General features: G+C 70.4%; 22 protein-coding genes. 8 read left to right on the top strand and 14 right to left on the bottom strand.

Annotated elements, in window-relative coordinates; genetic code table 11:
• The first annotated feature begins 2 nt into the window (after positions 1–2).
• Positions 3–803: a hypothetical protein gene (locus QF027_RS05735; protein WP_307073079.1), complete on the top strand. Its 801-nt coding sequence runs from the start codon at positions 3–5 to the stop codon at positions 801–803.
• Here the strand turns inward: QF027_RS05735 and QF027_RS05740 are convergent.
• Both QF027_RS05740 and QF027_RS05745 read right to left on the bottom strand, forming a co-directional pair.
• A complete protein-coding gene (locus QF027_RS05740) occupies positions 749–2,860 on the bottom strand; it encodes a serine/threonine-protein kinase (protein WP_307073081.1) in 2,112 nt (703 codons plus the stop codon). The two genes, QF027_RS05735 and QF027_RS05740, sit on opposite strands and share 55 nt — an antisense overlap.
• A 118-nt stretch (positions 2,861–2,978) precedes the next feature.
• Positions 2,979–4,283 carry a DUF6986 family protein gene (locus QF027_RS05745; protein ID WP_306985365.1) on the bottom strand — a complete coding sequence of 435 codons (1,305 nt, stop codon included), beginning with the start codon at positions 4,281–4,283 and terminating at the stop codon, positions 2,979–2,981.
• Between the two features lie 190 nt (positions 4,284–4,473).
• Between QF027_RS05745 and QF027_RS05750 the strand changes: the two genes are divergently transcribed.
• Positions 4,474–5,367 (top strand): endonuclease/exonuclease/phosphatase family protein, encoded by an 894-nt coding sequence (locus QF027_RS05750; RefSeq protein WP_306985363.1) that lies wholly within the window; start codon positions 4,474–4,476, stop codon positions 5,365–5,367.
• A gap of 59 nt (positions 5,368–5,426) precedes the next feature.
• Here QF027_RS05750 and QF027_RS05755 read toward each other — a convergent pair whose 3' ends face one another.
• The 4 genes from QF027_RS05755 to QF027_RS05770 all read right to left on the bottom strand — a co-directional run bounded on the left by QF027_RS05755 (position 5,427) and on the right by QF027_RS05770 (position 8,613).
• On the bottom strand, positions 5,427–6,389 hold the full coding sequence (locus tag QF027_RS05755; RefSeq protein ID WP_306985361.1) for an electron transfer flavoprotein subunit alpha/FixB family protein: 963 nt from the start codon (positions 6,387–6,389) through the stop codon (positions 5,427–5,429).
• Between the two features lie 77 nt (positions 6,390–6,466).
• Positions 6,467–7,255, bottom strand: coding sequence for an electron transfer flavoprotein subunit beta/FixA family protein (locus tag QF027_RS05760; RefSeq protein WP_306973278.1), 789 nt, complete (start codon positions 7,253–7,255; stop codon positions 6,467–6,469).
• Positions 7,256–7,481: 226 nt separating this feature from the next.
• Positions 7,482–7,991: a flavin reductase family protein gene (locus QF027_RS05765; protein ID WP_306985359.1), complete on the bottom strand. Its 510-nt coding sequence runs from the start codon at positions 7,989–7,991 to the stop codon at positions 7,482–7,484.
• 208 nt (positions 7,992–8,199) lie between these two features.
• Positions 8,200–8,613 carry a TlpA family protein disulfide reductase gene (locus QF027_RS05770; protein WP_062051245.1) on the bottom strand — a complete coding sequence of 138 codons (414 nt, stop codon included), beginning with the start codon at positions 8,611–8,613 and terminating at the stop codon, positions 8,200–8,202.
• A gap of 74 nt (positions 8,614–8,687) precedes the next feature.
• Here QF027_RS05770 and QF027_RS05775 point away from each other — a divergent pair, with 74 nt between their 5' ends.
• Together QF027_RS05775 and QF027_RS05780 are read left to right on the top strand one after the other, a co-directional pair.
• Positions 8,688–9,104, top strand: a complete 417-nt coding sequence (locus QF027_RS05775) for a DUF4395 domain-containing protein (protein WP_306985357.1) — start codon at positions 8,688–8,690, stop codon at positions 9,102–9,104.
• Positions 9,105–9,286: 182 nt separating this feature from the next.
• A complete protein-coding gene (locus QF027_RS05780) occupies positions 9,287–10,015 on the top strand; it encodes a lysophospholipid acyltransferase family protein (protein WP_266552503.1) in 729 nt (242 codons plus the stop codon).
• A 10-nt stretch (positions 10,016–10,025) separates the two neighbouring features.
• Here the strand turns inward: QF027_RS05780 and QF027_RS05785 are convergent, their stop codons facing one another.
• The 6 genes from QF027_RS05785 to QF027_RS05810 form a co-directional block, all read right to left on the bottom strand.
• The gene (locus QF027_RS05785) at positions 10,026–10,715 is read right to left on the bottom strand and encodes a B3/B4 domain-containing protein (protein ID WP_307073083.1); all 690 of its coding nucleotides are present in this window, start codon (positions 10,713–10,715) and stop codon (positions 10,026–10,028) included.
• 8 nt (positions 10,716–10,723) lie between these two features.
• Positions 10,724–11,296 carry a transglutaminase-like domain-containing protein gene (locus QF027_RS05790; RefSeq protein WP_307073085.1) on the bottom strand — a complete coding sequence of 191 codons (573 nt, stop codon included), beginning with the start codon at positions 11,294–11,296 and terminating at the stop codon, positions 10,724–10,726.
• 61 nt (positions 11,297–11,357) lie between these two features.
• On the bottom strand, positions 11,358–11,870 hold the full coding sequence (locus tag QF027_RS05795; protein WP_306985351.1) for a GNAT family N-acetyltransferase: 513 nt from the start codon (positions 11,868–11,870) through the stop codon (positions 11,358–11,360).
• A 37-nt stretch (positions 11,871–11,907) separates the two neighbouring features.
• Complete coding sequence (locus QF027_RS05800) at positions 11,908–12,987, bottom strand: threonine aldolase family protein (RefSeq protein WP_307073086.1); 1,080 nt, start codon at positions 12,985–12,987, stop codon at positions 11,908–11,910.
• On the bottom strand, positions 12,984–13,733 hold the full coding sequence (locus QF027_RS05805; RefSeq protein WP_306986801.1) for an SDR family oxidoreductase: 750 nt from the start codon (positions 13,731–13,733) through the stop codon (positions 12,984–12,986). The genes QF027_RS05800 and QF027_RS05805 overlap by 4 nt, the downstream gene beginning before the upstream one ends.
• Before the next feature lie 62 nt (positions 13,734–13,795).
• Complete coding sequence (locus QF027_RS05810; protein WP_307073088.1) at positions 13,796–15,193, bottom strand: DUF6421 family protein; 1,398 nt, start codon at positions 15,191–15,193, stop codon at positions 13,796–13,798.
• Between the two features lie 271 nt (positions 15,194–15,464).
• On the opposite strand from QF027_RS05810, the gene QF027_RS05815 reads away from it, so the two are divergent.
• Positions 15,465–16,148 (top strand): glycerophosphodiester phosphodiesterase, encoded by a 684-nt coding sequence (locus QF027_RS05815; protein ID WP_306985345.1) that lies wholly within the window; start codon positions 15,465–15,467, stop codon positions 16,146–16,148.
• 15 nt (positions 16,149–16,163) lie between these two features.
• Here QF027_RS05815 and QF027_RS05820 read toward each other — a convergent pair whose 3' ends face one another.
• Entirely contained in the window at positions 16,164–16,700 is a 537-nt protein-coding gene (locus QF027_RS05820) for a GNAT family N-acetyltransferase (RefSeq protein WP_307073091.1), read from the bottom strand.
• 71 nt (positions 16,701–16,771) lie between these two features.
• Here QF027_RS05820 and QF027_RS05825 point away from each other — a divergent pair, with 71 nt between their 5' ends.
• The 3 genes from QF027_RS05825 (at position 16,772) to QF027_RS05835 (ending at position 19,819) form a co-directional block, all read left to right on the top strand.
• Positions 16,772–17,164 carry a VOC family protein gene (locus QF027_RS05825; protein ID WP_069762562.1) on the top strand — a complete coding sequence of 131 codons (393 nt, stop codon included), beginning with the start codon at positions 16,772–16,774 and terminating at the stop codon, positions 17,162–17,164.
• Between the two features lie 107 nt (positions 17,165–17,271).
• Positions 17,272–18,594 carry a diacylglycerol/lipid kinase family protein gene (locus QF027_RS05830; protein ID WP_307073094.1) on the top strand — a complete coding sequence of 441 codons (1,323 nt, stop codon included), beginning with the start codon at positions 17,272–17,274 and terminating at the stop codon, positions 18,592–18,594.
• A gap of 172 nt (positions 18,595–18,766) precedes the next feature.
• Positions 18,767–19,819, top strand: coding sequence for an aldo/keto reductase (locus QF027_RS05835; RefSeq protein ID WP_307073096.1), 1,053 nt, complete (start codon positions 18,767–18,769; stop codon positions 19,817–19,819).
• Between the two features lie 12 nt (positions 19,820–19,831).
• On the opposite strand, the gene QF027_RS05840 is transcribed toward QF027_RS05835, so the two are convergent.
• On the bottom strand, positions 19,832–22,420 hold the full coding sequence (locus QF027_RS05840; RefSeq protein WP_307073098.1) for a cellulosome protein: 2,589 nt from the start codon (positions 22,418–22,420) through the stop codon (positions 19,832–19,834).
• Positions 22,421–22,501 lie beyond the last annotated feature (81 nt).

Here is a 22,501-nt window from a genome sequence, read left to right on the forward strand (position 1 = left end):
CCATGGAGGACTTCGCCCTGGAGACCCTCGGTCTGGCCGAGGCACCTCGCGATCACCCGCTGCGGTATCCCGGCGCCTGGCCGACGGACTCCGCGCTCCTCGACGGTGACCGGCTGGTGCCCCTGCCCCGCGACCGGTGGTGGTACGAGGACCGCGCGCCCGTCCTGGCGGTCGGCTCCAACGCCAGCCCCGGCCAGCTGCGGCACAAGATGGCCGAGTTCGGGATCACCTCGCCGATCCCGATGGTGAAGACACGGGTGACCGGCGTCGACGTGGGCGTGTCCGCGCACGTGAGCCGCATGGGATACGTGTCGGCGTCTCCCTTCCACGCCCCGGACACCGTACGGGAGTTGTTCGTCATCTGGCTGGACCCCGAGCAACTGGCGATCATCGACGCGAGCGAGGGGGTGCCGCTGCCGAACGGCAACTACGGGCGCGCCTGGCTGCCCGCGCCCGAGGTGCGGGTCGAACTGCCCGGCGGCGTGCCCCTGCCGGGTGTCCACTCCTACGTCAACCGCCACGGCGTCCTGCACGACGGCACCGGCGCTGCGCGCACCCACCCCGGCCAACGGGAGCTGCTGGCCGAACTCCTCGTGGGGTCGGCCCGGTTGCGTCAGCTGTTCGGCGTCACGCCGGAGGAGTTCGTGGCACGGGCCCGCGCCGACCGTCAGCTGTGCGCGGCGGGCACCCGGCTGTTCGCCGACGAGAAGCGGGTCACGGAGTCCGGCCTGGAGCGGTACGTGACGGTTCAGCAGACCGGGAGTCCCGGCACCGGCTCGTCGTTGTTCCCGCCCTTGAGGTAGACGTCGCTGACGTAGACGCCGGTGTTGCCGCTGTCGTCGTCCGTCTTCGCCCACCAGACGTTGGTCCACTCGCCCGAGGTCTCGCGGCGGCCCAGGTTCGACTGGCAGTAGAAGTAGTTGGTGCCCGCGTTGAGGACGCCGGCCTCGGCGCCGGAGGCGGTGTAGGACGTGGCGGTCTTCCAGACGGTGCAGTTGTACTTGCCGCCGCCGATGGCTGTGCAGGCCGGGGCCGGGGTGCTGGAGCCGCCGTCCCCGGTCGTGCCGCCGTCGCCGGAGCCGCTGCCGCCTGAACCGCTGCCGCCGGACGAACCGTCCGAGCCGTCGCCCCCTGAGGTGCCACCACCGGAGGAGTTGGCCGTGGCGGACGCGGAGGCACGGCTCGTGGGCTTGGAGCCCCCGTCGTCGGCGGACGTCCCCTTCGCGCTCGCAGTCTTCTTGTCGTTCCCGTCCGTGGGCCCGGGACTGCTGGATCGGTCGGCGTCGGTACGGGCGGACGTGGAGGCCGTCGCCGTGGTGGCGGTCGCGGACGGACGGGCGTCGGCCTCGGCGTCACCCGAGTTGTTCAGCATGGCGACGGCTGTTCCGGCCCCCGCGAGAACAACGGTGACGGCCGCGGCGACAAGCAGGGCGCGGCCCTTGCGGCGGGGCCGGGGCGCGGTGGTCATGGGGCCCGGCGGGAGCGGGTCGTGGAGCGCGGACGCACCGTGACCGTAAGCCGGAGACGCGGGCTGTCCCGGAGCGGCGACGAACGCTCCGGGGCGGTGTTCCGAGGGCCCGGGTTGCCCCGGACCACCGGCCTGAGGGGCGAACGCGCCGGGGCCCTGCCCCGGCAGACCGGTCCGTCCGGGAGCACCGTCCTGAGAGGCGGACGTCACCCACCACGGCGCCGGCGCCCCGGCCTGCCCCGCAGCACCCGCAGCACCCGCAGCGCCCTGCCCCGGAGTTCCGGGCTCTACAGCCGCCGCGGGCGCGGTCGGCTGCGCGGCCACGGTCCCCGCCGTTTCGTGCTCACCGGGCCCCTGGGCCTGCTCAGCCCCGTGCGATCCGGATCCCGCCGCCGACCCCGGCCTCGTCGGGTCCGTCGGCCCGAGACCGGCCGATGCCACCGGCGCCGCCGGAACGTCGGGGGCCGTCTCGGCCCGCCCCGCCGAACCCGCCGTACCCCGCAAGGTAGTCGTGGGCCTGTCCGACCCTGCCCCGTCCGCCACCGCCTGCAGCAGCCCGCGTGCCTCCCCCGCCCCCGGGCGCGCCTCGGGACGCTTGTCCAGCAGGCGCTGGAGAACCGGGCCGAGGGGGCCGGCACGGCGGGATTCGGGGAGCGGTTCGCCGACGATCGCGGTGAGCGTGGAGAACGTCGACGTACGGTGGAACGGCGAGGCCCCCTCGACCGCCGCGTACAGCGTGGCACCCAGGCCCCACACGTCGGAGGCCGGTCCCGGATCGGCACCCTGGGCGCGCTCGGGGGCCATGTAGTCCAGGGAGCCGACGAGATGACCGGTGCGGGTGAGGTTCGTGGCCGAGCCGTCGCCCGGATCGTCCATCGTGGCGATGCCGAAGTCGGTCAGCAGGACGCGGCCCGAGCGGTCGAGCAGGATGTTGCCGGGTTTGACATCGCGGTGCAGTACGCCGGCTTCGTGGGCGGCGGCCAGCGCGTCCATGACCTTGGCGCCGATGCCGGCCGCCTCACGCGGGTCGAGGGGACCGCTTTTGCGCAGCACGGCGTCCAGGGACGGCCCGTCGACCAGCTCCATGACGATCAGTGGACGCCCGTCGACCTCGGCCACGTCGTGCACCGCGACGACGCCGGGATGCCGGACCCGGGCCGCGGCACGGGCCTCGCGCTGCATCCGCAGCCGCAAATCGGCGAGTTCCGGGCCGTCGGCGTCGGTGTAGGTGCGCAGTTCCTTGACGGCGACCTCACGGCCGAGGACCTCGTCGACGGCCCGCCAGACCACACCCATGCCGCCGCGACCGAGCTGGGCCACGACACGATAACGCCCGGCCAGCAGCCGACCGGCTTCGTCCTGGCCCTTTCCGTTGGTCTCCCCCGAAGACACCGCTGCCCCGTTCCTGTGAACACGTCAATGCGTGCCGTACAGACTACGGGGCAGGAGTGACGACTTCAGCCGGCGGTTGCGACCGTGACAGGGCCGCTACGTCTCCGCCTGCTTCGTGCTACTTCGTGGGAACGGTCAGGTCACCGCGCCGGGGCGCCGCGTACGCCTCCAGGTCGGCCCGGGCCAGACCCGTCAGCCGGGCCACCTCGGCGATGTCGAGCGCGCCGCAGTCGAGACCGCGCAGCAGATAGCCGCTGAGCGCCTTGGCGGTGGCCGGCTCGTCCATGACGTCGCCGCCGACCCGGCCCGCGTACCGGGCGAGTCGGCCGGCAGCCTGCTCGAAGCCCTCTCGGTAGAAGGCGAACACGGCCGCGTACCGGGTGGGGATGTGGCCGGGGTGCATGTCCCAGCCCTGGTAGTAGGCGCGGGCCAGCGCCCGGCGCGTCAGGCCGTAGTGCAGTCGCCAGGCGTCGTGGACCTTCGCCGTCGGACCGACCGGCAGGACGTTCGTGGAGCCGTCCGAGACCCGTACGCCGGTGCCCGCGGCCGCGACCTGCATGATCGCCTTCGCGTGGTCGGCGGCGGGGTGGTCGCTCGCCTGGTAGGCGGCGGAGACGCCGAGGCAGGCGCTGTAGTCGAAGGTGCCGTAGTGCAGTCCGGTGGCGCGGCCCTCGGCGGCCTGGATCATACGGGCGACGGTGGCGGTGCCGTCGGTGGCGAGGATGGACTGACTGGTCTCGATCTGGATCTCGAAGCCGATTCGGCCGGAGTCCAGTCCGTGTGCCTTCTCGAAGGCCTCCAGGAGCCGGACGAACGCGGTGACCTGCTCGGCGTAGGTCACCTTCGGCAGGGTCAGCACCAGTCCCTCGGGCAGGCGGCCCGCCGCCATGAGGCCCGTGAGGAAGATGTCGAGGGTCCGGATGCCGCGGTCCCGGACGACCGCCTCCATGCACTTCATGCGGATGCCCATGTACGGGGCCGCCGTGCCGTTCTTGTACGCCTCGGCGATCAGTCGTGCCGCGCGGGCCGCCGTCTCGTCCTCCTCGGCGTCCGGGCGCGGGCCGTAGCCGTCCTCGAAGTCGACGCGCAGGTCCTCGATCGGTTGGTGCTCCAGCTTGGCGCGCACGCGCGCGTAGACGGGCTCGGCGAGGTCGTCGGACAACCCGAGGACGGCGGCGAAGGACGCGGCGTCCGGGGCGTGTTCGTCGAGGGCGGCGAGGGCCTTCTCGCCCCAGGAACGGATGGTGTCGGAGGCGAAGGCGTCACCGGGGACGTAGACGGTGTGCACGGGCTGGCGGGTGCCGGGGTCTCCGGGGTAGCGGCGCTCCAGTTCGGCGTCGACCGGCGCGAGGGAGGCGCTGATCTCCTCGCTGACGGCACCCGCGAGGCTCGTCGCCACCTGCTCCTGCTGGCCGTGACCCATCCCACACCCTCCACTTTTCCGCTCTACGGAATCAACAATCCGTAGAGCGAAGTTATCCATGAAGCTTCCGGACGGTCAACACCCCGTCCCCAGCATGAGCCACCGCGTTCATTCAAGGCGCCGAGAACCCCTACGCCCTCTACCGCACTCCGGTTCGAACATTCATCCTGTCCCGTCGGGAGGGAACAACATGTCGGACACCCACAGAATGACGCGTCGCATGGGCCTCAGAACCGCCATGGCCGCCGCCGTCACCGTGCCGCTGATGGGCACGCTGCCGGCCTCCGCCGCCAAGCCGTCCAACCGCCGACTCGATGTCATGACGTTCAATCTCCGCTTCGCCGGCACCGCCGAACCCAACAGCTGGGCCGCCCGCCGCCCGGTGATGCGCCGGCTGTTACGTCAGGAGGCCCCTACCCTGATGGGCACCCAGGAAGGCCTCTACCAGCAACTGCGTGACATCCACGCCGACCTCGGACCGCACTACGACTGGATCGGCACCGGCCGCGAGGGCGGCAGCCACGACGAGTCCACAGCGATCTTCTACGACACACGGCGCCTGGCCCCGGTCGAGCACGACACGTACTGGCTCTCCGACACGCCCAGGGTCATCGGCTCGAACACCTGGGGTGGAGCGCTCCCCCGGATCGTCACATGGGTCCGCTTCCATGACCGGGCCGTCGGCGGACGGGAGTTCCACGTCCTCAACACCCACTTCGACCACCTGGGCCAGTACGCGCGCGAGCGGTCCGCTGTGTTCCTCGGCCAGAAGATCGCCGAGTTCGACCGCTCGACACCGGTGGTGGTGACCGGCGACTTCAACGCCGCGGCCCACGACAACCAGGCGTACGACACCCTGCTCGCCACGGGTCTCGTCGACACCTGGGACGCCGCTGTGGAACGCGGCAGGCAGTACGCCACCTTCCACGGCTACAAACCCCTCACCCCCGACGGCGACCGCATCGACTGGATCCTCGCCTCGGCCGGCGCCACCGTCCACCGGGCCTCGATCAACACCTTCGCGATGAACGGACAGTTCCCGAGCGACCACCTGCCGGTGCAGGCCACCGTCACCCTGGGATGAGCCGAGGCCCCCGCGACCGCGTCGGCGGTCACGGGGGCCTCGTACGCCCGGAGCGGGGATCAGCCCTTGCGGGCGTTGATCTCCTCGGTGAGGGCGGGGACGACGTCGAAGAGGTCGCCGACGACGCCGTAGTCGACGAGGTCGAAGATGGGGGCCTCGGCGTCCTTGTTGACCGCCACGATGGTCTTGGAGGTCTGCATGCCCGCGCGGTGCTGGATCGCGCCGGAGATACCGTTGGCGATGTACAGCTGCGGCGAGACGCTCTTGCCGGTCTGGCCGACCTGGTTGGTGTGCGGGTACCAGCCCGCGTCCACCGCGGCGCGGGAGGCGCCGACGGCCGCGCCGAGGGAGTCGGCGAGGGCCTCGATGATGGCGAAGTTCTCGGAGCCGTTGACGCCGCGGCCGCCGGAGACCACGATCGCGGCCTCGGTCAGCTCCGGACGCCCGGTCGACTCGCGCGGGGTACGGCCGGTGACCTTGGTGCCGGTGGCCTGCGCGGAGAAGGTCACGGACAGCTCCGAGACCGCTCCGGCGGCCGGGGCGGCCTCGACGGCGGCGGAGTTGGGCTTGACGGTGATGACCGGGGTGCCCTTGGAGATGCGGGACTTGGTGGTGAAGGAAGCGGCGAACACCGACTGGGTGGCCACCGGACCGGCGTCGCCGGCTTCCAGGTCGACGGCGTCGGTGATGATGCCGGAACCGATGCGCAGCGCCAGACGCGCGGCGATCTCCTTGCCCTCGGCGGAGGACGGCACCAGCACGGCGGCCGGGGACACTTCGGCGACCGCGGCCTGCAGCGCGTCGACCTTCGGTACGACCAGGTAGTCGGCGTACTCGGAGGCGTCGTGGGTCAGGACCTTGACGGCACCGTGCTCACCCAGGACGGCGGCGGTGTCGGCGCCACCGGCACCCAGCGCGACGGCGACCGGCTCACCGATACGGCGGGCCAGGGTCAGCAGCTCGAGGGTGGGCTTGCGGACGGCACCGTCCACGTGGTCGACATAGACGAGAACTTCAGCCATGGGGATGCTCTCCTGCGGATTGCGAAGTCTGAGGGGGCGGTACGGGGTTGAGCTGAGCCTCAGCGGGCCAGTGACCCTTAGATGAACTTCTGGCTCGCGAGGAACTCGGCGAGCTGCTTGCCGCCCTCGCCCTCGTCCTTGACGATCGTGCCCGCGGTGCGGGCCGGGCGCTCGGTCGCGGAGTCGACGACCGTGTAGGCGCCCTCCAGGCCGACCTGCCCGGCCTCCAGGTCCAGGTCGGACAGGTCCCAGGCCTGCACCGGCTTCTTCTTGGCCGCCATGATGCCCTTGAAGGAGGGGTAGCGCGCCTCGCCCGACTGGTCGGTCACCGACACCACCGCCGGCAGCGAGGCCTCCAGCTGCTCCGAGGCGGCATCCCCGTCGCGGCGGCCCCTGACCGTGCCGTCCTCGACCGAGACCTCGGACAGCAGGGTCACCTGCGGCACACCAAGGCGTTCGGCCAGCAGCGCCGGGACCACGCCCATCGTGCCGTCGGTGGAGGCCATACCGGAGATCACCAGGTCGTAGCCGGCCTTCTCGATCGCCTTGGCCAGCACCAGCGAGGTGCCCAGGGCGTCGGTGCCGTGCAGGTCGTCGTCCTCGACGTGGACGGCCTTGTCGGCACCCATCGACAGCGCCTTGCGCAGCGCGTCCTTGGCGTCCTCGGGGCCCACGGTCAGGACCGTGACCTCGACGTCGTCGTCGGAGTTCTCCGAGATCTGCAGCGCCTGCTCGACCGCGTACTCATCGAGCTCGGAGAGCAGACCGTCCACGTCGTCCCGGTCGACGGTCAGGTCATCGGCGAAGTGCCGGTCGCCGGTGGCGTCGGGCACGTACTTCACAGTGACAACGATCCTCAAGCTCACGCCGGCTCTCCTACTGCATCGTCATTTCTCGGCTGCCTCTTGCAGGCAGCATAGGCGCCCCAAGCGGCCGATCCCGGTCGGGGCGGGCTGCGCTCCGACCGCAATATTACTCACCAGTACATCCAGTTCCTGCCCGCTAAGCAAGCGCTTTGAACTGTGACCTTCGCAACGCAGCGTAATCGGAACTCGACGGCCGCGCACCACAGCGGAAGGGCCCATGAGCCGATCAGTCGCGCAGGCCGTGGAACCGGCCCTGGTGGTAGAGCAGCGGTCGGCCGGCGCCGGCGGGGTCGCCGAGCCGCACCTCGGCCAGTACGACGCGGTGGTCCCCGGCGGGCACGCGCGCGACGACCCGGCACACCAGCCAGGCGAGGACGTCGTCGAGGACGGGCACCCCCTCGGGCCCCTCGCGCCAGGCGGTGGGCGCCGCGAAGCGGTCGGCACCGCTGCGGGCGAAGGTGGCGGCCAGTTCCTCCTGGTGCTCGCCGAGTATGTGGACGCCGACGTGGTCCGCCCGGGACATCGCGGGCCAGCTGGAGGCGCCCGTGCCGATCCCGAAGGAGAGCATCGGCGGTTCGGCGGAGACCGAGGCGAGGGACGTGGCGGTGAAGCCGACCGGACCGGCGTCACCGCTCGCGGTGATCACGGCGACGCCTGCCGCGTGCCGCCGGAAGACGGACCGCAGGAGATCGGGAGAGGCGAGTCGAGAGGCACCGAGGTCAGGCGTGGCCGTCATGGGGATTTCCTTCTGCGAGGAGCGTCGAGCTGGACCGTGGCTGCTCAACAAGCCGGACAGCGCGCGCTCGCGGTGCGGGCGAGGTCGACGTGGACCCGCCCGAACAGAAGGAGTTCCGTAGGCATACGGTCAGGCTGACGATAGGTGCGGTGCACAGTCAAGTACGTTCCGGCATCTGGGAGATGCCTCACCGTCGGCGCACCCGGTGTCAAACCGCCTCCCCGACCGCCGCGATGACGTCCGCCTTGCGCGGCTGGCCGGTGGCCCGCCGTACGACCCGGCCGTCGGCGTCGAGGACCAGTACGGTCGGCGTCTTGAGGATGTCGAGTTCGCGGACCAGGTCGAGGTTCTTCTCGGCGTCGATCTCGACATGGGCCACGCCCGGGACCATGCCGGCGACCTCGCCCAACACCCGCCGGGTCGCCCGGCAGGGCGCGCAGAAGGCGCTGGAGAACTGGACGAGTGTGGCGCGTTCGCCGAGTTCCTCGCCCAACTCGGCCGCGCCGAGCCTCTTGCCGTCGTCGCGCCCGCGCACCCGCACTCTCCCGCTCCGCCGCCGCTGCAGCACCCCATAGGCGCTCGCCGCCGCGAGCACCGCCACGCACACCACCAGTCCGGTCATCACCTGCACAGCATTCACGAGACTGCAAAGATTCCCGCCTCCCCCACGTCTCCCCGTTGCGGAATGCTTGATTCATGGACATTGACGCAAGAGGGCCGCGCTTCGGCGCGGCCGTGACGACCGTCGTGCTGGCGGCCGTTCTGATCACGGGCAGCGCCTGGCTGCTGGCCTGGCAGACGCTGGCGTTCGCCCTGGGCGCGGCGGGCGGGGTGGGCCGCTCACCGTACGGCTGGCTGTTCCGTAAGGCCGTACGCCCACGAATCGGGCCGCCGACCGAGTTCGAGGCGCCGGAACCACCGCGGTTCGCGCAGGCGGTGGGCCTCGCCTTCGCGGGTCTGGGACTCGTGGGTTACGGGATCGGACCGGAGTGGCTCGGGCTCGCCGCGACCGGAGCGGCACTCGCGGCGGCCTTCCTGAACGCCACGTTCGGGTACTGCCTGGGATGCGAGATGTACCTGCTCGTACGGCGGGTGACAGTACGCGTGGAGTAAAAGAGGATTAAAAGCCCAAGGTGGATCACGGGGCGACGTGACGAGAATCTCTCGCCGGGCGGGCACCAGGACTGGCTCCCCGCCCGTTCTTGGGGCACGATCTGCGAGATGCCGTAAACCTACGGCTGCGTAACTTAATGCCGGGAGCTTCCCAGGCAGAGCAGGAAGGGCTCACCCCGCCCATGGCAGAGCTTGTCTACCGTCCCGTCGTCGGATTCGCCCAGGCGCTGTTCAAGGCCTGGGACCTCAAGATCGACTGCCGGGGTTCGGAGAACATCCCGCGCTCGGGCGGCGCCGTGCTGGTGAGCAACCACATCAGTTACCTGGATTTCGTCTTCAACGGCCTGGCCGCGCTCCCGCAGAAGCGTCTCGTGCGTTTCATGGCGAAGGAGTCTGTTTTCCGCCACAAAGTCTCCGGTCCGCTGATGCGCGGGATGAAGCACATCCCGGTCGACCGCACGCAGGGCGAGACGGCCTACGCCCACGCCCTGGAGTCGCTGCGGTCGGGCGAGATCGTCGGGGTCTTCCCGGAGGCGACCATCTCGCAGTCCTTCACGCTGAAGAGCTTCAAGTCGGGTGCGGCGCGGATGGCGCAGGAGGCGGGTGTCCCCCTGATCCCGATGGCCGTCTGGGGTACGCAGCGGCTGTGGACCAAGGGGCACCCCCGCAACTTCAAGCGCAGCCACATCCCGATCACCATGAGGGTGGGCGAGGCGATCGAGGCTTCGCGGGACAAGTACGCCGGGGCCATCACGCGGCAACTGCGGGAGCGGGTCAACGAGTTGCTGGAAGCGGCCCAGCGGGCCTACCCCGTGCGCCCCAAGGGGCCGGACGACACGTGGTGGATGCCGGCGCATCTTGGAGGTACGGCGCCCACGCCCGAGCAGGTGCGTGAAGCCGACGCTCGCTAGCCCTGAGGGGCTACCGCGACGCCGTGGTGATCTGCGCGCCCGGACTGAACTTCTCCAGCAGTTCGGCCAGTTCGGTGGCCGCCTTCTCCATGTCGGCGAGCGGCATCGGGGCCATGCCCTCCAGCAGGAAGACTCCCGAGACCGTCTCTTCCGTGAGCCTGGTGCGGGGGCCCTGGCGCCAGTTCCAGCGGCGGCAGGTCACACCTTCCTCGTCCCGCCAGATCACCTCGCCGACGTCGGGGTGCCCTACGGCCTCCTCCCCTCCGGCCACCGTCACGAAGTCCTCGTCGCCGGCGGCCCGTACGAGCCGCATCCCGCCCCGGATGCGGTCGAGGTCCTCGCCGCCGACGGGGACGAGGTGCGCGACGCTGATCGCGTTGTAGAGGTCGACCAGGAGGTTGATGCGGGGCAGGCCCGCGTCCGACAGGGCCCTCTTCGCCAGCGCCTCCGCCGAGTTGCGGGTGCGTGACGGCTTCGAGCCGAACGCCGTGTAGACCTCCTGCCAGGCCGCCATGTGCGGGTCCTCGTGCGGGGCGCGCCCGTCCAGACGTACGGCGAGGCGGCGGGCCGCCTCGTCGAGGAGTGCCGAACTGGCCTCGGTGCTGGGCCCGTTGACGAGTCCGTGGGCCTCGATGGCGAGGTGCCTGAAGCCGGGCGCGAGGACTCGCACTTCGTCGGACACGGTCAGGGAGAGGGTCATCGGGTGCCTCAGAGCGCGGTGGGGAGTGTTTTCCAGAGGTACAGCCGGTCGGGGGCGGCCTTCAGGACGCTCAGGACGGCCGGGTGCGGTTCAGCGTACAGGACCGGGTAGTCCATCTCGTTGGACTCCGGTTCGGGCGTGAAGGCCAACCGCTCGCCGTCGAGGGAGAACTGGGCGTCCACTCCGGGCTTGTTGCCCCGGGGGTCCTGGCGGTGCCAGGCGCCATTGAACCGCACGGCGACCAGGCCGTGCACCACGTCGAACTTCTGATAGCAGAGTGCGGTCGGGATGTCCTCGACGCGCAGTAGGGCGGCCAGCGCGTGGGCCTTGGCGTAGCAGATGCCGGTGCCCTGCTCCAGGACGTCGGACGCCCGCCAGGTGACACGGGGATCGCCGGAGTCCTGCGAGTGCGGGATGGTGTCGCGGACGAATTCGAAGGCCAGCCGCGCATAGGCATACGAGTCGACCGCTTCCTTGGCGAGACGGGCGGCCACTTCTCGGACGACCGGGTGGTCGTGGTCGATGACCTCGTCGGCGGCCAGGTATGCGGAAAGGTCAGGGGTGTTCTGGATCAGCTCCATGCCCGCAGAGCATAGGAAGACGACCACTCTAGGGTCAATTGATTTACAGTGTTCGGTATATTTATGCAGCGTAGCAATGTACGGCGACCACCTGGGACGGGCTCCAGCGCTGTTCGACCGTGGCCAGCCTCGTCCAGCCCAGCCGTTCGTACAGGGCCGCCGCGGCGGTGTCGGACGCGACGACGTCGAGCACCGGATGCAGGCCGTGGTGCTGGGCCTCCGCCACCGCTCCGCCCATCAGCAGGGCACCGATCCCGTGCCCTCTCGCCTGCGGGGCGACGAACAACCGGCCGACCACCGCGGTCTGGTCCCCGCTCGTGCCGTTCCGCTCACTCCACAGGACAGGGGCCAAGTCGCCTTCGGTGCTGCGGGAGAGGCTGACGTGGCCCGCGACACGGCCGTCCAGCTCGGCGACCCAGCTGCCCAGTGCCGCATCCTGCGACAGCCACTCGCCGGGCCGGGCAGGCCAGTTCACCGGATAACCGTCGCGGCGGTGCACCTCCGCCAGCACTCGCACGCATGCCTCGACGTCGTCATCGGTCCGCGGCCGGACCCGGCACTGTGTCTTGTCCACCCCGGCATGCAAGCACAGGCCGCCTCGGGTACGCGCCTCAGCGCGCCATCTCCTCCTTCAGCGCCGCCACGAACGCGTCCACGTCGTCCTCGGTCGTGTCGAAGGCGCACATCCAGCGGACGACGCCGGCGGCCTCGTCCCAGAAGTAGAAGCGGAAGCGCTTCTGGAGGCGCTCGCTCACGTCGTGCGGGAGTTTGGCGAAGACGCCGTTGGCCTGGACCGGGTAGAGGATCTCGACACCGTGGACGGCGCGGACGCCCTCCGCCAGACGCTGGGCCATCTCGTTGGAGTGGCGGGCGTTGCGCAGCCACAGGTCCTTGGCGAGCAGGGCCTCCAACTGGACCGATACGAAACGCATCTTGGAGGCGAGCTGCATCGACAGCTTGCGCAGGTGCTTCATGTGGGAGACCGCGTCCTGGTTGATCACCACGACCGCCTCGCCGAACAGGGCGCCGTTCTTCGTCCCGCCCAGGGAGAGGATGTCGACGCCGACCGCGTTGGTGAACGTCCGCATCGGGACGTCGAGGGAAGCGGCCGCGTTGGCTATGCGGGAGCCGTCCAGGTGGACCTTCATGCCGTGCGCGTGGGCGTGCTCGCAGATCGCGCGGATCTCGTCGGGCGTGTAGAGGGTGCCGAGCTCCGTGGACTGGGTGATCGAGACGACCTGCGGCATCGCGCGGTGCTCGTCCTCCCAGCCCCAGGCCTGCTTGTCGATCAAGTCGGGCGTGAGCTTGCCGTCCGGGGTGGCCACGGTGAGCAGCTTGAGGCCGCCCATGCGCTCGGGGGCACCGCCCTCGTCGACGTTGATGTGCGCGCTCTCGGCGCAGATCACCGCGCCCCAGCGGTCGGTGACCGCTTGGAGCGCGACGACGTTGGCGCCGGTGCCGTTGAAGACCGGGAACGCCTCGGCCGTAGCGCCGAAGTGGCTGCGGACGACGCTCTGGAGGTTCTCGGTGTAGTCGTCCTCGCCGTACGCGACCTGGTGCCCGCCGTTGGCCAGGGCCAGGGCGGCGAGCACCTCCGGGTGGGCTCCGGCGTAGTTGTCGCTGGCGAAGCCGCGGACCTGCGGGTCGTGATGGCGACGAGCCTGTGTGAAGGAGGCCTTCGGGGGGTTCACGGCTTCTCGGTCAGCCACAGACGATTTCCGTTCACTTCGGCGGCGGGCTTGTCCCAGACACCGGCGATGGCGTCGGCCAGGTCCTTGACGTGCGTGAAGCCCGCGAACTTCGCGTTGGGCCGGTCGGCGCGCATGGCCTCGTGCACCAGTGCCTTCACCACCAGGATCGTAGCCGCAGCCTTGGGCCCGTCAGCGCCCCCGGCCTTGCGGAAGGCGTCCGCGAGAGCGAGCGTCCAGGCCTCGGCGGCGGCCTTGGCGGCGGCGTACGAGGCGTTGCCCGCGGACGGCTTCGTCGCGCCGGCGGCGCTGATCAGGACGTAGCGGCCGCGGTCGCTGCGCTGCAGGCCCTCGTAGAAGGCGAGCGAGGTGTGCTGCACGGTGCGGATGAGCAGCAGTTCCAGGAAGTCCCAGTCGTCCAGGCTCGACTTGATGAAGGTCTCGCTGCCGCGCCAGCCGCCGACGAGGTGGACCAGGCCGTCGACGCGGCCGAAGTCCTTCTCGATGTGCGCGGCCCAGTCGCGGGTCGAGTCCAGGTTCAGCAGGTCGACCGGCTCACCGGTCACGCTGGCGCCGCCCGAGGCGTAGCGTGCCGCGTCCACGGCCTCCGCGAGCCGCTCCGGGTCGTTGTCCGCGCCGACGACGGTCGCGCCCGCCTCGGCCAGCCGCAGCAGGGCCGCGCGGCCCGCGGGCCCGCCCGCGCCGGCCACCGCGATCACCGCACCGCTGAGAGCTCCGTTCCCCGCCATGTTCTTCGCCTCCTGAGCAGCCGCCTCGGCGACCTGTGCAGTGTTCCCGGTGCCGCGCTCGCTCACGCGGCGACCCGCTCGGCGTTCTGCGCCGTGATGCCCCGGGTCGAGGCGATCACATGGCGAAGCTTCTTGGAGAGGGCCTCATAGAACATGCTCAGCGGAAACTCGTCCGGAAGCACGTCGTCGACGAGTTTCCGGGGCGGCAGCGACAGGTCGAGGGCGTCGGGACCCTTGGCCCACTTGGAGCCCGGGTGCGGGGCGAGGTAGGTGGAGACCAGTTCGTAGCCGGCGAACCAGTGGACGAGCTTCGGGCGGTCGATGCCGTCGCGGTAGAGCTGCTCGATGTCGGCGCACAGCTGGTTGGTGACCTCGGGGGCGCGCTGCCAGTCGATGAACAGCTTGTTGTCGGTCCAGCGGACGACGTCGTGCTTGTGCAGGTAGGCGAAGAGGAGCTGGCCGCCGAGCCCGTCGTAGTTGCGCACGCGCTCGCCGGTGACCGGGAAGCGGAACATCCGGTCGAAGAGGACCGCGTACTGCACGTCACGGGCCTGCGGGACGCCGTCCTTCTCCAGCTTCACGGCCTCCTTGAAGGCGGTGAGGTCGCAGCGCAGCTCTTCGAGGCCGTACATCCAGAACGGCTGGCGCTGCTTGATCATGAACGGGTCGAAGGGCAGGTCGCCGTGACTGTGGGTGCGGTCGTGGACCATGTCCCACAGGACGAAGGCCTCCTCGCAGCGTTTCTGGTCGTGGACCATCGCGGCGATGTCCTCGGGCAGCTCCATGCCCAGGATGTCGACGGCCGCGTCGGTGACCCGGCGGAACCGGGCGGCCTCGCGGTCGCAGAAGATGCCGCCCCAGGAGAAGCGTTCCGGCGCCTCGCGCACGGCGATCGTCTCCGGGAAGAGGACGGCCGAGTTGGTGTCGTAACCGGCGGTGAAGTCCTCGAACTTGATGCCGCAGAACAGCGGGTTGTCGTAGCGGGTGCGCTCCAGTTCGGCCAGCCACTCGGGCCAGACCATGCGCAGCACGACGGCCTCCAGATTGCGGTCCGGGTTGCCGTTCTGCGTGTACATGGGGAAGACGACCAGGTGCTGGAGGCCGTCCGCACGGTTCGCGGCGGGCTGGAAGGCCAGCAGGGAGTCCAGGAAGTCGGGCACCTCGAAGCCGCCCTCGGACCAGCGCCGGAGGTCCTTGACGAGGGCGGCGTGGTAGTCGGCGTCGTGCGGCAGCAACGGCGACAGCTCCTGCACCGCGTCGACGACACGCCGTACGGCGGCCTCGGCGTCCCCGCGCGCGGGAGCGCTCTCGGCCTTGAAGTCGATCGACCCGTCCTTGGACTGCCATGGCCGGATCCGCTCCACGGCATCCTTGAGCACAGGCCACGCCGGGTGCTTCACCACCCTGGTCACGGGAGGAACCTGGTCCTCCGAAGCCGCCTGCACAAGAATTTCCGTCATGTCCCATCCTCCACGGGAGAAACTCGCGTATGGAGACCGTATACATACGAGCTTCCGTCCAGCAAGAGCGGACTCGGGAAGTTATCCTGCCCACACCAATGGTCACCGAACTTTTTCCTGTCGAGTGCCATGAACACGGGGATTTCGGGTAAGCGACATCGCTCTCCCGCACGCCACTGCGATCCCTCGTGTACGTACGGGTCCATCACACGGCGTAGCCGTTAGGCTGCGGCTCTGCACTGAGCCGCCGTCGACGGAAGCGAGTTGAACCTTGAACTTCCTTACCATCGGTCATCGCGGAGTCATGGGTACCGAACCCGAGAACACCCTCCGTTCCTTCGTCGCCGCCCAGCAGGCCGGCCTCGACCTCATCGAACTCGATCTGCATCTGAGCAAGGACGGCGCCCTCGTCGTCATGCACGACACCGACGTGGACCGCACGACCGACGGAACCGGACCGATCGCCGAGAAGACCCTCACCGAACTGCGCGCCCTGGACGCGGGCCGCGGGGAACGCGTCCCGGTGTTCGAGGAGGTCCTGGACGCCGTTCGGTCACCGCTCCAGGCCGAGATCAAGGACATCGCGGCGGCCCGGGCGCTGGCCGAGGTCATGCTCCGGCGGAATCTGGTCTCCCGGGTCGAGGTGTCCTCGTTCCACGACGAGGCGATCGCCGAGATCGGCCGCCTGGTGCCCGGCGTACGAACCGCGCTCATCGGCAGCCGGTTCGGCCCCGACATCGTGGAGCGTGCCGTCGAGGCCGGTGCGGGAACGGTCTGCCTGAACATCCGCCGGCTGACCCTGGAGGTCGTCGAGGCGGCTCGCAAGGCGGATCTGAAGATCATCGGCTGGGTGGTGAACACCCAGGACCATCTGCGGCTGGTGCGGGCCCTGGGACTGGACGGTGCGACGACCGACTACCCGGAGATCAAGCGCACCGGCCGATTCACCGCGTGAACCGGGGCAGGAACGTCACACCAGCGGCTTGACCAGCAGCTCGAACTGCAGGTCGTCGCGCTGCGGAACGCCGAAGCGCTCGTCGCCGTACGGGAAGGGCGTCATCTCTCCCGTACGGCGGTAGCCGCGCCGCTCGTACCAGGCGACGAGGTCGTTCCGCACCGAGATCACGGTCATGTGCATCTCGGTGACGCCCCAGGTCTCCCGGGCGATCCGCTCCGCCTCCGCGATGATCACCTTGCCGAGGCCGCCGCCCTGGAGGGCGGGACTGACCGCGAACATCCCGAAGTACGCGTACATGCCCCGGTGTTCGAGCTGGCAGCAGGCGACGACCTGGCCGTCCCGCTCCACCGTGAGCAGCCGGCTGTCGGGCGACTTGATGACGGCGAGCACACCCTCCGGATCCGTCCGCTGCCCCTCCAGAATGTCCGCCTCGGTGGTCCACCCGGCGCGGCTGTCGTCCCCGCGGTACGCCGACTCGACCAGCGCGACGAGCGCGTCCACATCGGCGTCGGTGGCGTCACGGAACGTGAGGCCGGCGGTGGTCTCCATGGGGCGCGTCTCCACTTCTGGGGCACGACTGGGGCACGGTCGAGACTAACGCCCCGGATAGGCTCCCCCGCATGGTGCACGTACTGAGCGGCCGCGTCCTGCTGCGGCCCACGGATCCGGAACGTTCCCGAGTCTTCTACGGCGACCAGCTGGGCCTCGCGGTGTACCGCGAGTTCGGTACGGGGCCGGAGCGGGGCACCGTCTACTTCCTCGGCGGCGGGTTCCTGGAGCTGTCGGGACGCTCCGAGGCCCCACCGGCCGCGGACGTCCGGCTGTGGCTCCAGGTCCCGGACGTGACCGCGGCACACGAGGAACTGCTGGCCAAGGGTGTCGAGATCGTACGGCCGCCGGTGAAGGAGCCGTGGGGGCTGGTCGAGATGTGGGTGGCGGACCCGGACGGCACACCGATCGTGCTGGTGGAGGTGCCGGCGGACCATCCGATCCGGTACCGGCCAGGCATCTGAGCGCGGCATCCGCCGGCCGGCACCACGCGTGGTGCCGGCCGTTTCGCCGACTTGGATATGCTCCGCCGACCGCCGTGGCCCGAGGGCGTCGAGCAGTGGAGGAGCACATGAGCGTGGACGTGAACGCCCGGGGCTGGCACGGGCAGCGTTGGGCGGCCAGGGCCGCCCTGGCGGCGGCCGCCCTCGCGGTGCTGCTCCCGCTCGGGTACGGCGGCCTCGACGGCGTGGTGCTGCTGGCGGCCGGGCTCGCGGGCGGGGCCGTCACCGCGGCGGCGGTGTGGTGGACGCTGACCCGGCGCGGCCCGGCACGCTGGCTGGCGGCGGTGCTCGCGGCCGTCACCCCTACCGTGGTCGTCGTTCTCTTCGTGGTCACCCTGGGATGGGTGCTCGTGCTGTCGCCGGTGCTGTGGGCCGTGGCCGTGTGGAGCGGGCGGTACGCGCTGCGCAGCACCGGCACCCGGCCCAAGCGTATGAAGGAGCACCGGGCGCGGTCCGTGCGGCGGCCCTTCCTGCTCATGAACCCCCGCTCCGGAGGCGGGAAGGTGGAACGGTTCGGTCTGCGGGAGAAGGCCGAACGGCTGGGCGCGCGGGTCGTACTGCTCGACCCGGAGGAGCGCCAGGACGTGACCGCGCTCGCACGGGCGGCCGTGGCGGAGGGCGCGGACCTGCTGGGCGTCGCGGGCGGGGACGGCACGCAGGCACTGGTCGCCGCCGTCGCCGCGGAACACGACCTCCCGTTCCTCGTCGTGTGCGCCGGTACGCGCAACCACTTCGCGATGGACCTCGGCCTCGACCGCGCCGACCCCGCGGCCTGTCTGGACGCACTCACCGACGGTGTCGAACTCCGGGTGGATCTCGGTTTCGCCGCGGACCATCCCTTCGTCAACAACGCCTCCTTCGGCGCGTACGCGGCGGTCGTCCAGAGTCCCGCCTACCGCGACGACAAGATCGGCACCACTCTGGAGCTCCTGCCCGACCTGCTCACCCGACAGCGCGGTCCCCGTCTGACCGCGCGGATCGACGCCACGACACTCGACGGCCCGCAAGCCGTGCTGGTGAGCAACAACGCCTACCGCACCGACGACCCGGTGGGCCTCGGCCGCCGCGAGCGGCTCGACTCGGGGCTGCTCGGCATCCTCGGCGTCAAGGTGGACAGTGCGGCCGAGGCCGCGGCGCTGCTGCTCGACCCCGATCCCGAGGGTCTGGCGGTCCTGTCCGCGCGGGAGGTGATCGTCGACGCCGACCAGCCGGAGATCGAGGTCGGCGTCGACGGCGAGGCCCTGATCCTGCCCACCCCCGTCCACTGCCGAATCGTTCCCGGGTCACTCCGCGTCCACGTCCCGAGGAAAAGACCGGGTGTACCGGAGGCGCAACCCCGCCTGAACTGGCGCCAGTTGCGCAAACTGGCGGCGACGGCCGGGCGGGCGTGACCCGGCTCCTCGTCTCTGATCTCGCCGTACGGCGACTCCTGCGAGCCCATGACGTGGGTGAACTGCCGGTGGGGTCGGGGTGCGGCTGCCGCCGCACCCCGGCCAGGGTTGCGTTGAAGTGCACTCCAGCCCCTAGCGTCGTGCGCACGAATGCCTGAAGGGGGAACTGATCGTGCGGTACACACTGTTCGGCAAGACCGGTCTGCGCGTGAGCGAGCTGAGCCTCGGCGCGATGGTCATGGGTGAGGATCCCGCCTACGGATCCGACAAGGAGACCAGCGCCAGGCTTCTCGACGCGTACGCCGACGCCGGCGGCAACTTCGTCGACACGGCGGACATCTACTCGGGCGGTACCTCGGAACGCATCCTCGGCGAGCTGCTCGACGGGCGGCGCGAGGAGTTCGTGCTGGCCAGCAAGTACACCTGCGGGACCCGTGCGGGGGACGTCAACTCGGCCGGAAACCATCGCAAGAACCTCGTGCAGTCGGTGGAGGCGAGTCTCGGGCGGCTGCGCACCGACCGGCTGGACGTCCTGTGGGTGCATGCGCGAGACAACTTCACCCCGGTCGAGGAGGTCATGCGGGCACTCGACGACCTCGTGCGCACCGGCAAGGTGCTCTACGTCGGTGTGTCGGACTGGCCCGCGTGGAAGACGGCGCAGGCCAACACCCTCGCGGATTTGCGGGGTTGGACCGCGTTCGCGGGTTCGCAGTTGCGCTACAACCTGCTGGAGCGTACTCCGGAGCGTGAACTGCTCCCGCAGGCACGCGCGTTCGGCCAGGCGGTGCTGGCCTGGTCGCCGCTGGCGGGCGGGAAGCTCACCGGCAAGTACCGGCGGGGTGAGGCGGGACGTCTCGACGCCTCGGGCGACAAGCCGAACCCGCAGGAGGAGGAGGTCGTCTCGGCCGTCATGGAGATCGCCGAGCAGGGCGGCTGGACTCCTGCCCAGGTGGCCCTGGCCTGGCTGCTGGGCCGCCCCGGCAATGTGGTCCCCATCGTCGCGGCCACCCGGGAGAGCCAGCTCGCCGACAACCTGGGCAGCCTCGACGTCCGCCTCGACGCCGACGCGGTCGCCCGTCTGGACGAGGTGAGTGCGGTGCCGCTCGGCTTTCCGCACGACTTCCTACGGGAGCCGGAGATCGTCAAGAACATCTACGGCGACCGCTGGCAGGCCATCGACGACCGGCGCTCGGGATACCGGCGTACCGCGACCGACGTGCTCTAGAGGGGACGCACGTCAGTCTTCCGTGGGGGCGAGCGGTGTCACCGTGACCTGGTCGATGACGGGGGCGTGGGCGGAGCGCTGGCCGAATGCGTTCCTGGTGTGTCCGGCGAAGTCGGGGAGTTCGTCGGCGGTGAACGTGATCGTGTTGAGGCCGGGGCGCAGGGTGACGGGCACGGAGAGGTTCCAGAAGTTGTTGAAGTGGAAGGTGGTGGGGAACAGGACGCGGTGCGCGGGGGCGCCGTTGACGCGGATGTCGGCGTGGCGGCAGACCGGGTCCGGGTTGTAGTGGGTCGAGGGGGGCTGCTCGCCGTTGGAGTAGCGGATGGTCAGCGCGTGGCGTCCGGGGCGGTCCGCCGTGACCGTCAGGGTGAGCGCGTTCGCGGGCCCGGCGCCGATGCCGTCAACCGCCTTGCCACCGACGGCGTACGGGTATCCGGTCACCCTCACCGTGCCGGTCAGGACGCCTTCCTCGGCGGCGTACGCGGTGCTGGGCAGGAGGCCGCGAGAAGGGGCGATCCGCAGCCGGTCGACGATCAGCCGGTCCGAAGCCCCGGTGACCGTCACCTTGTTGACGCCCCCGGCCAGGAAGAGCGGTACGGCGCCGCGCTCGACGCGTCCGATCTCCTCGCCGTTGACGCTCCACACGCCCTCTCCGGGCCCGAGCAGGTCGACGGTCACGGAGGCCTCGCCGTCGTCGGCCGCGTACGTCCAGAAGGTGACGGTGCCGCCTCGCGGGAGCACGGCAACTCCTGGCCCCGAGGCGCCGCGGTGGGCGTGACTGACCCGGGCCCCGCCACCGAGGTCCGCGAACTCGGCGTCGTACAGGGAGGTTTCGTCCTCGCTCCGCAGCACGAGGTCCAGCTTGTCGACGACCGCGTCACCCTTGGTGACGCCGAGGTCGGGGTCCTGGGCGGCGAGGGTGATCCGGTGCCGGCCCGCGGTCAGCTCCACCCGGGTGTCGGTGTGCCCCCACACCGCCCACTTGTAGCCGAGCGGCAGCCGCAGTTCGCGAGGATTCTCGCCGTCGACGCGCAGGAAGACGTTGGTGGGGCCCTGCTCGCGCACCAGGTCGGCGAGATTGTGCGAGCCCGCGAACACCGCGAGGTCGTACGTCCCGTCCTGCGGCACCTCGACGTCGAAGGCGAGCACGCCGTCGGAGCCGGTGCGCAGACCGCCCACGTGGTAGCCACCGGAGGTCGCGAACCGGTCGACGGCGGACGGGGACCCCTCGGGTCCGTTCTTCGAGTAACCGTCTCCGGTGTAGGCGGCGTCCTCGGCCTCGTACGTCCGCCTCCAGCGCACCGCGGGCGGCAGTGTCGCGGCCCCGTTGCCGCCCGGCGACAGGATCAGGTGGTAGGCGGACATCGCGTCGAGGTCGGTCAGACCGAGCGTCACTTTCCCGTCCGCGACCGGCAGTTCCTCGTCCCGTAGCCGCAACGGCTGTTCTGCGGCGCCCACTTGGCCCGTCCAGGGAATCTCCACGAGCCGGGCGTGGACCACGGCACCGAACACCTCCGCGTCCACGCCCTCGAAGACGACGTCCGCCGCGCCGTCCGCTCCCCCGAACAGCGCCCGCGCCTGTCGCCTGTTCCGGTCGAGGGTGGCGACGCCCTGGAGGGTGTACTGCTCGTTGGGGTGCGGGGCGAGCACCCGGACGGTGTCACCGGTCAGCTGCCCGTAGGCGTTGTAGAGCCACCACTGGCCGTTGGCCTTGTTCGCCTCGACCGCCGAGTCGTTGAGGTTGCCGGCGATGTTCCAGTAGGCGATGTCGGCGTCGACCTTCGACTCCTCGATCGCGGCGATCCACTGGATCATCTGTCCGGGCACGGAGACGTGGTAGTTGTGTGCGTACTCGTTGATGTTGACGGGCAGCGGCCCGATGCCCAACTCCCTTTCCAGTGCGCGATACCTGGCGATGTTGGTGCGGACCTCGGCGGGCGAGGACAGCTCGTGCCAGGTGACGATGTCGGGCAGCACGTCGTGCGACTTCGCGAACTCCAGGAAGTCCCTGACCTCGGGGTACAGAACGCAGGTGTTGGGTCCGGCCACGCGCGCGTCCGGGTCGAGGTCCTTGATGAGGCGGTAGGCGGTTTCCCAGGCGGCGAAGTAGCGGTCCGGCTCGGTCCGCCAGGAGACCTGGTCGTAACTCCACTCCCCCTCACCGAACATGTTGCCCTCGGGTTCGTTGAACGGCACGTACACGACGTGGTCCTTCAACTCCCCCAGGGTCAGGACGTGTTCGACCTGACGGCGGATCACGTCCAGATGTCCGGCGAGCCGCTCCTCGCCCGTGGCGCCCGGCCACTCGTACGGAAATCCTCGGTAGAAGTCGGGCAGATAGACGTAGGCGTCCTTGCCGCCCGCCGCGACGAAGGCCGGCAGGATCTCCAGGGCGTCGCCGCCGGGATGCTGGGTGCCGTCCTGGGCCTTGGTCGTCACCGTGCGCGGGTACATGCCCTCGACCACGACACGGCTGGGCACGCCGTCGCCGTAGAGCCCGTAGAGCGTGCCGCTCGCTCCCCCGTGGAAGGGTCCGGTCTCGGTCCCGAGATCGATGGTGAGCTTCTCGGGGGCGGGGCCTTCGGCTGCCACGGCATCCATCCTTCGTTCGACATTCCGTACGACAGTCGATGATCCGCACCGACCTGGACGAACGTAGAAAGCGCGGATGGAGCGCGTCAA

The sequence above is a fragment of the Streptomyces canus genome (genome assembly GCF_030816965.1).
GTDB lineage: Bacteria > Actinomycetota > Actinomycetes > Streptomycetales > Streptomycetaceae > Streptomyces > Streptomyces canus_E.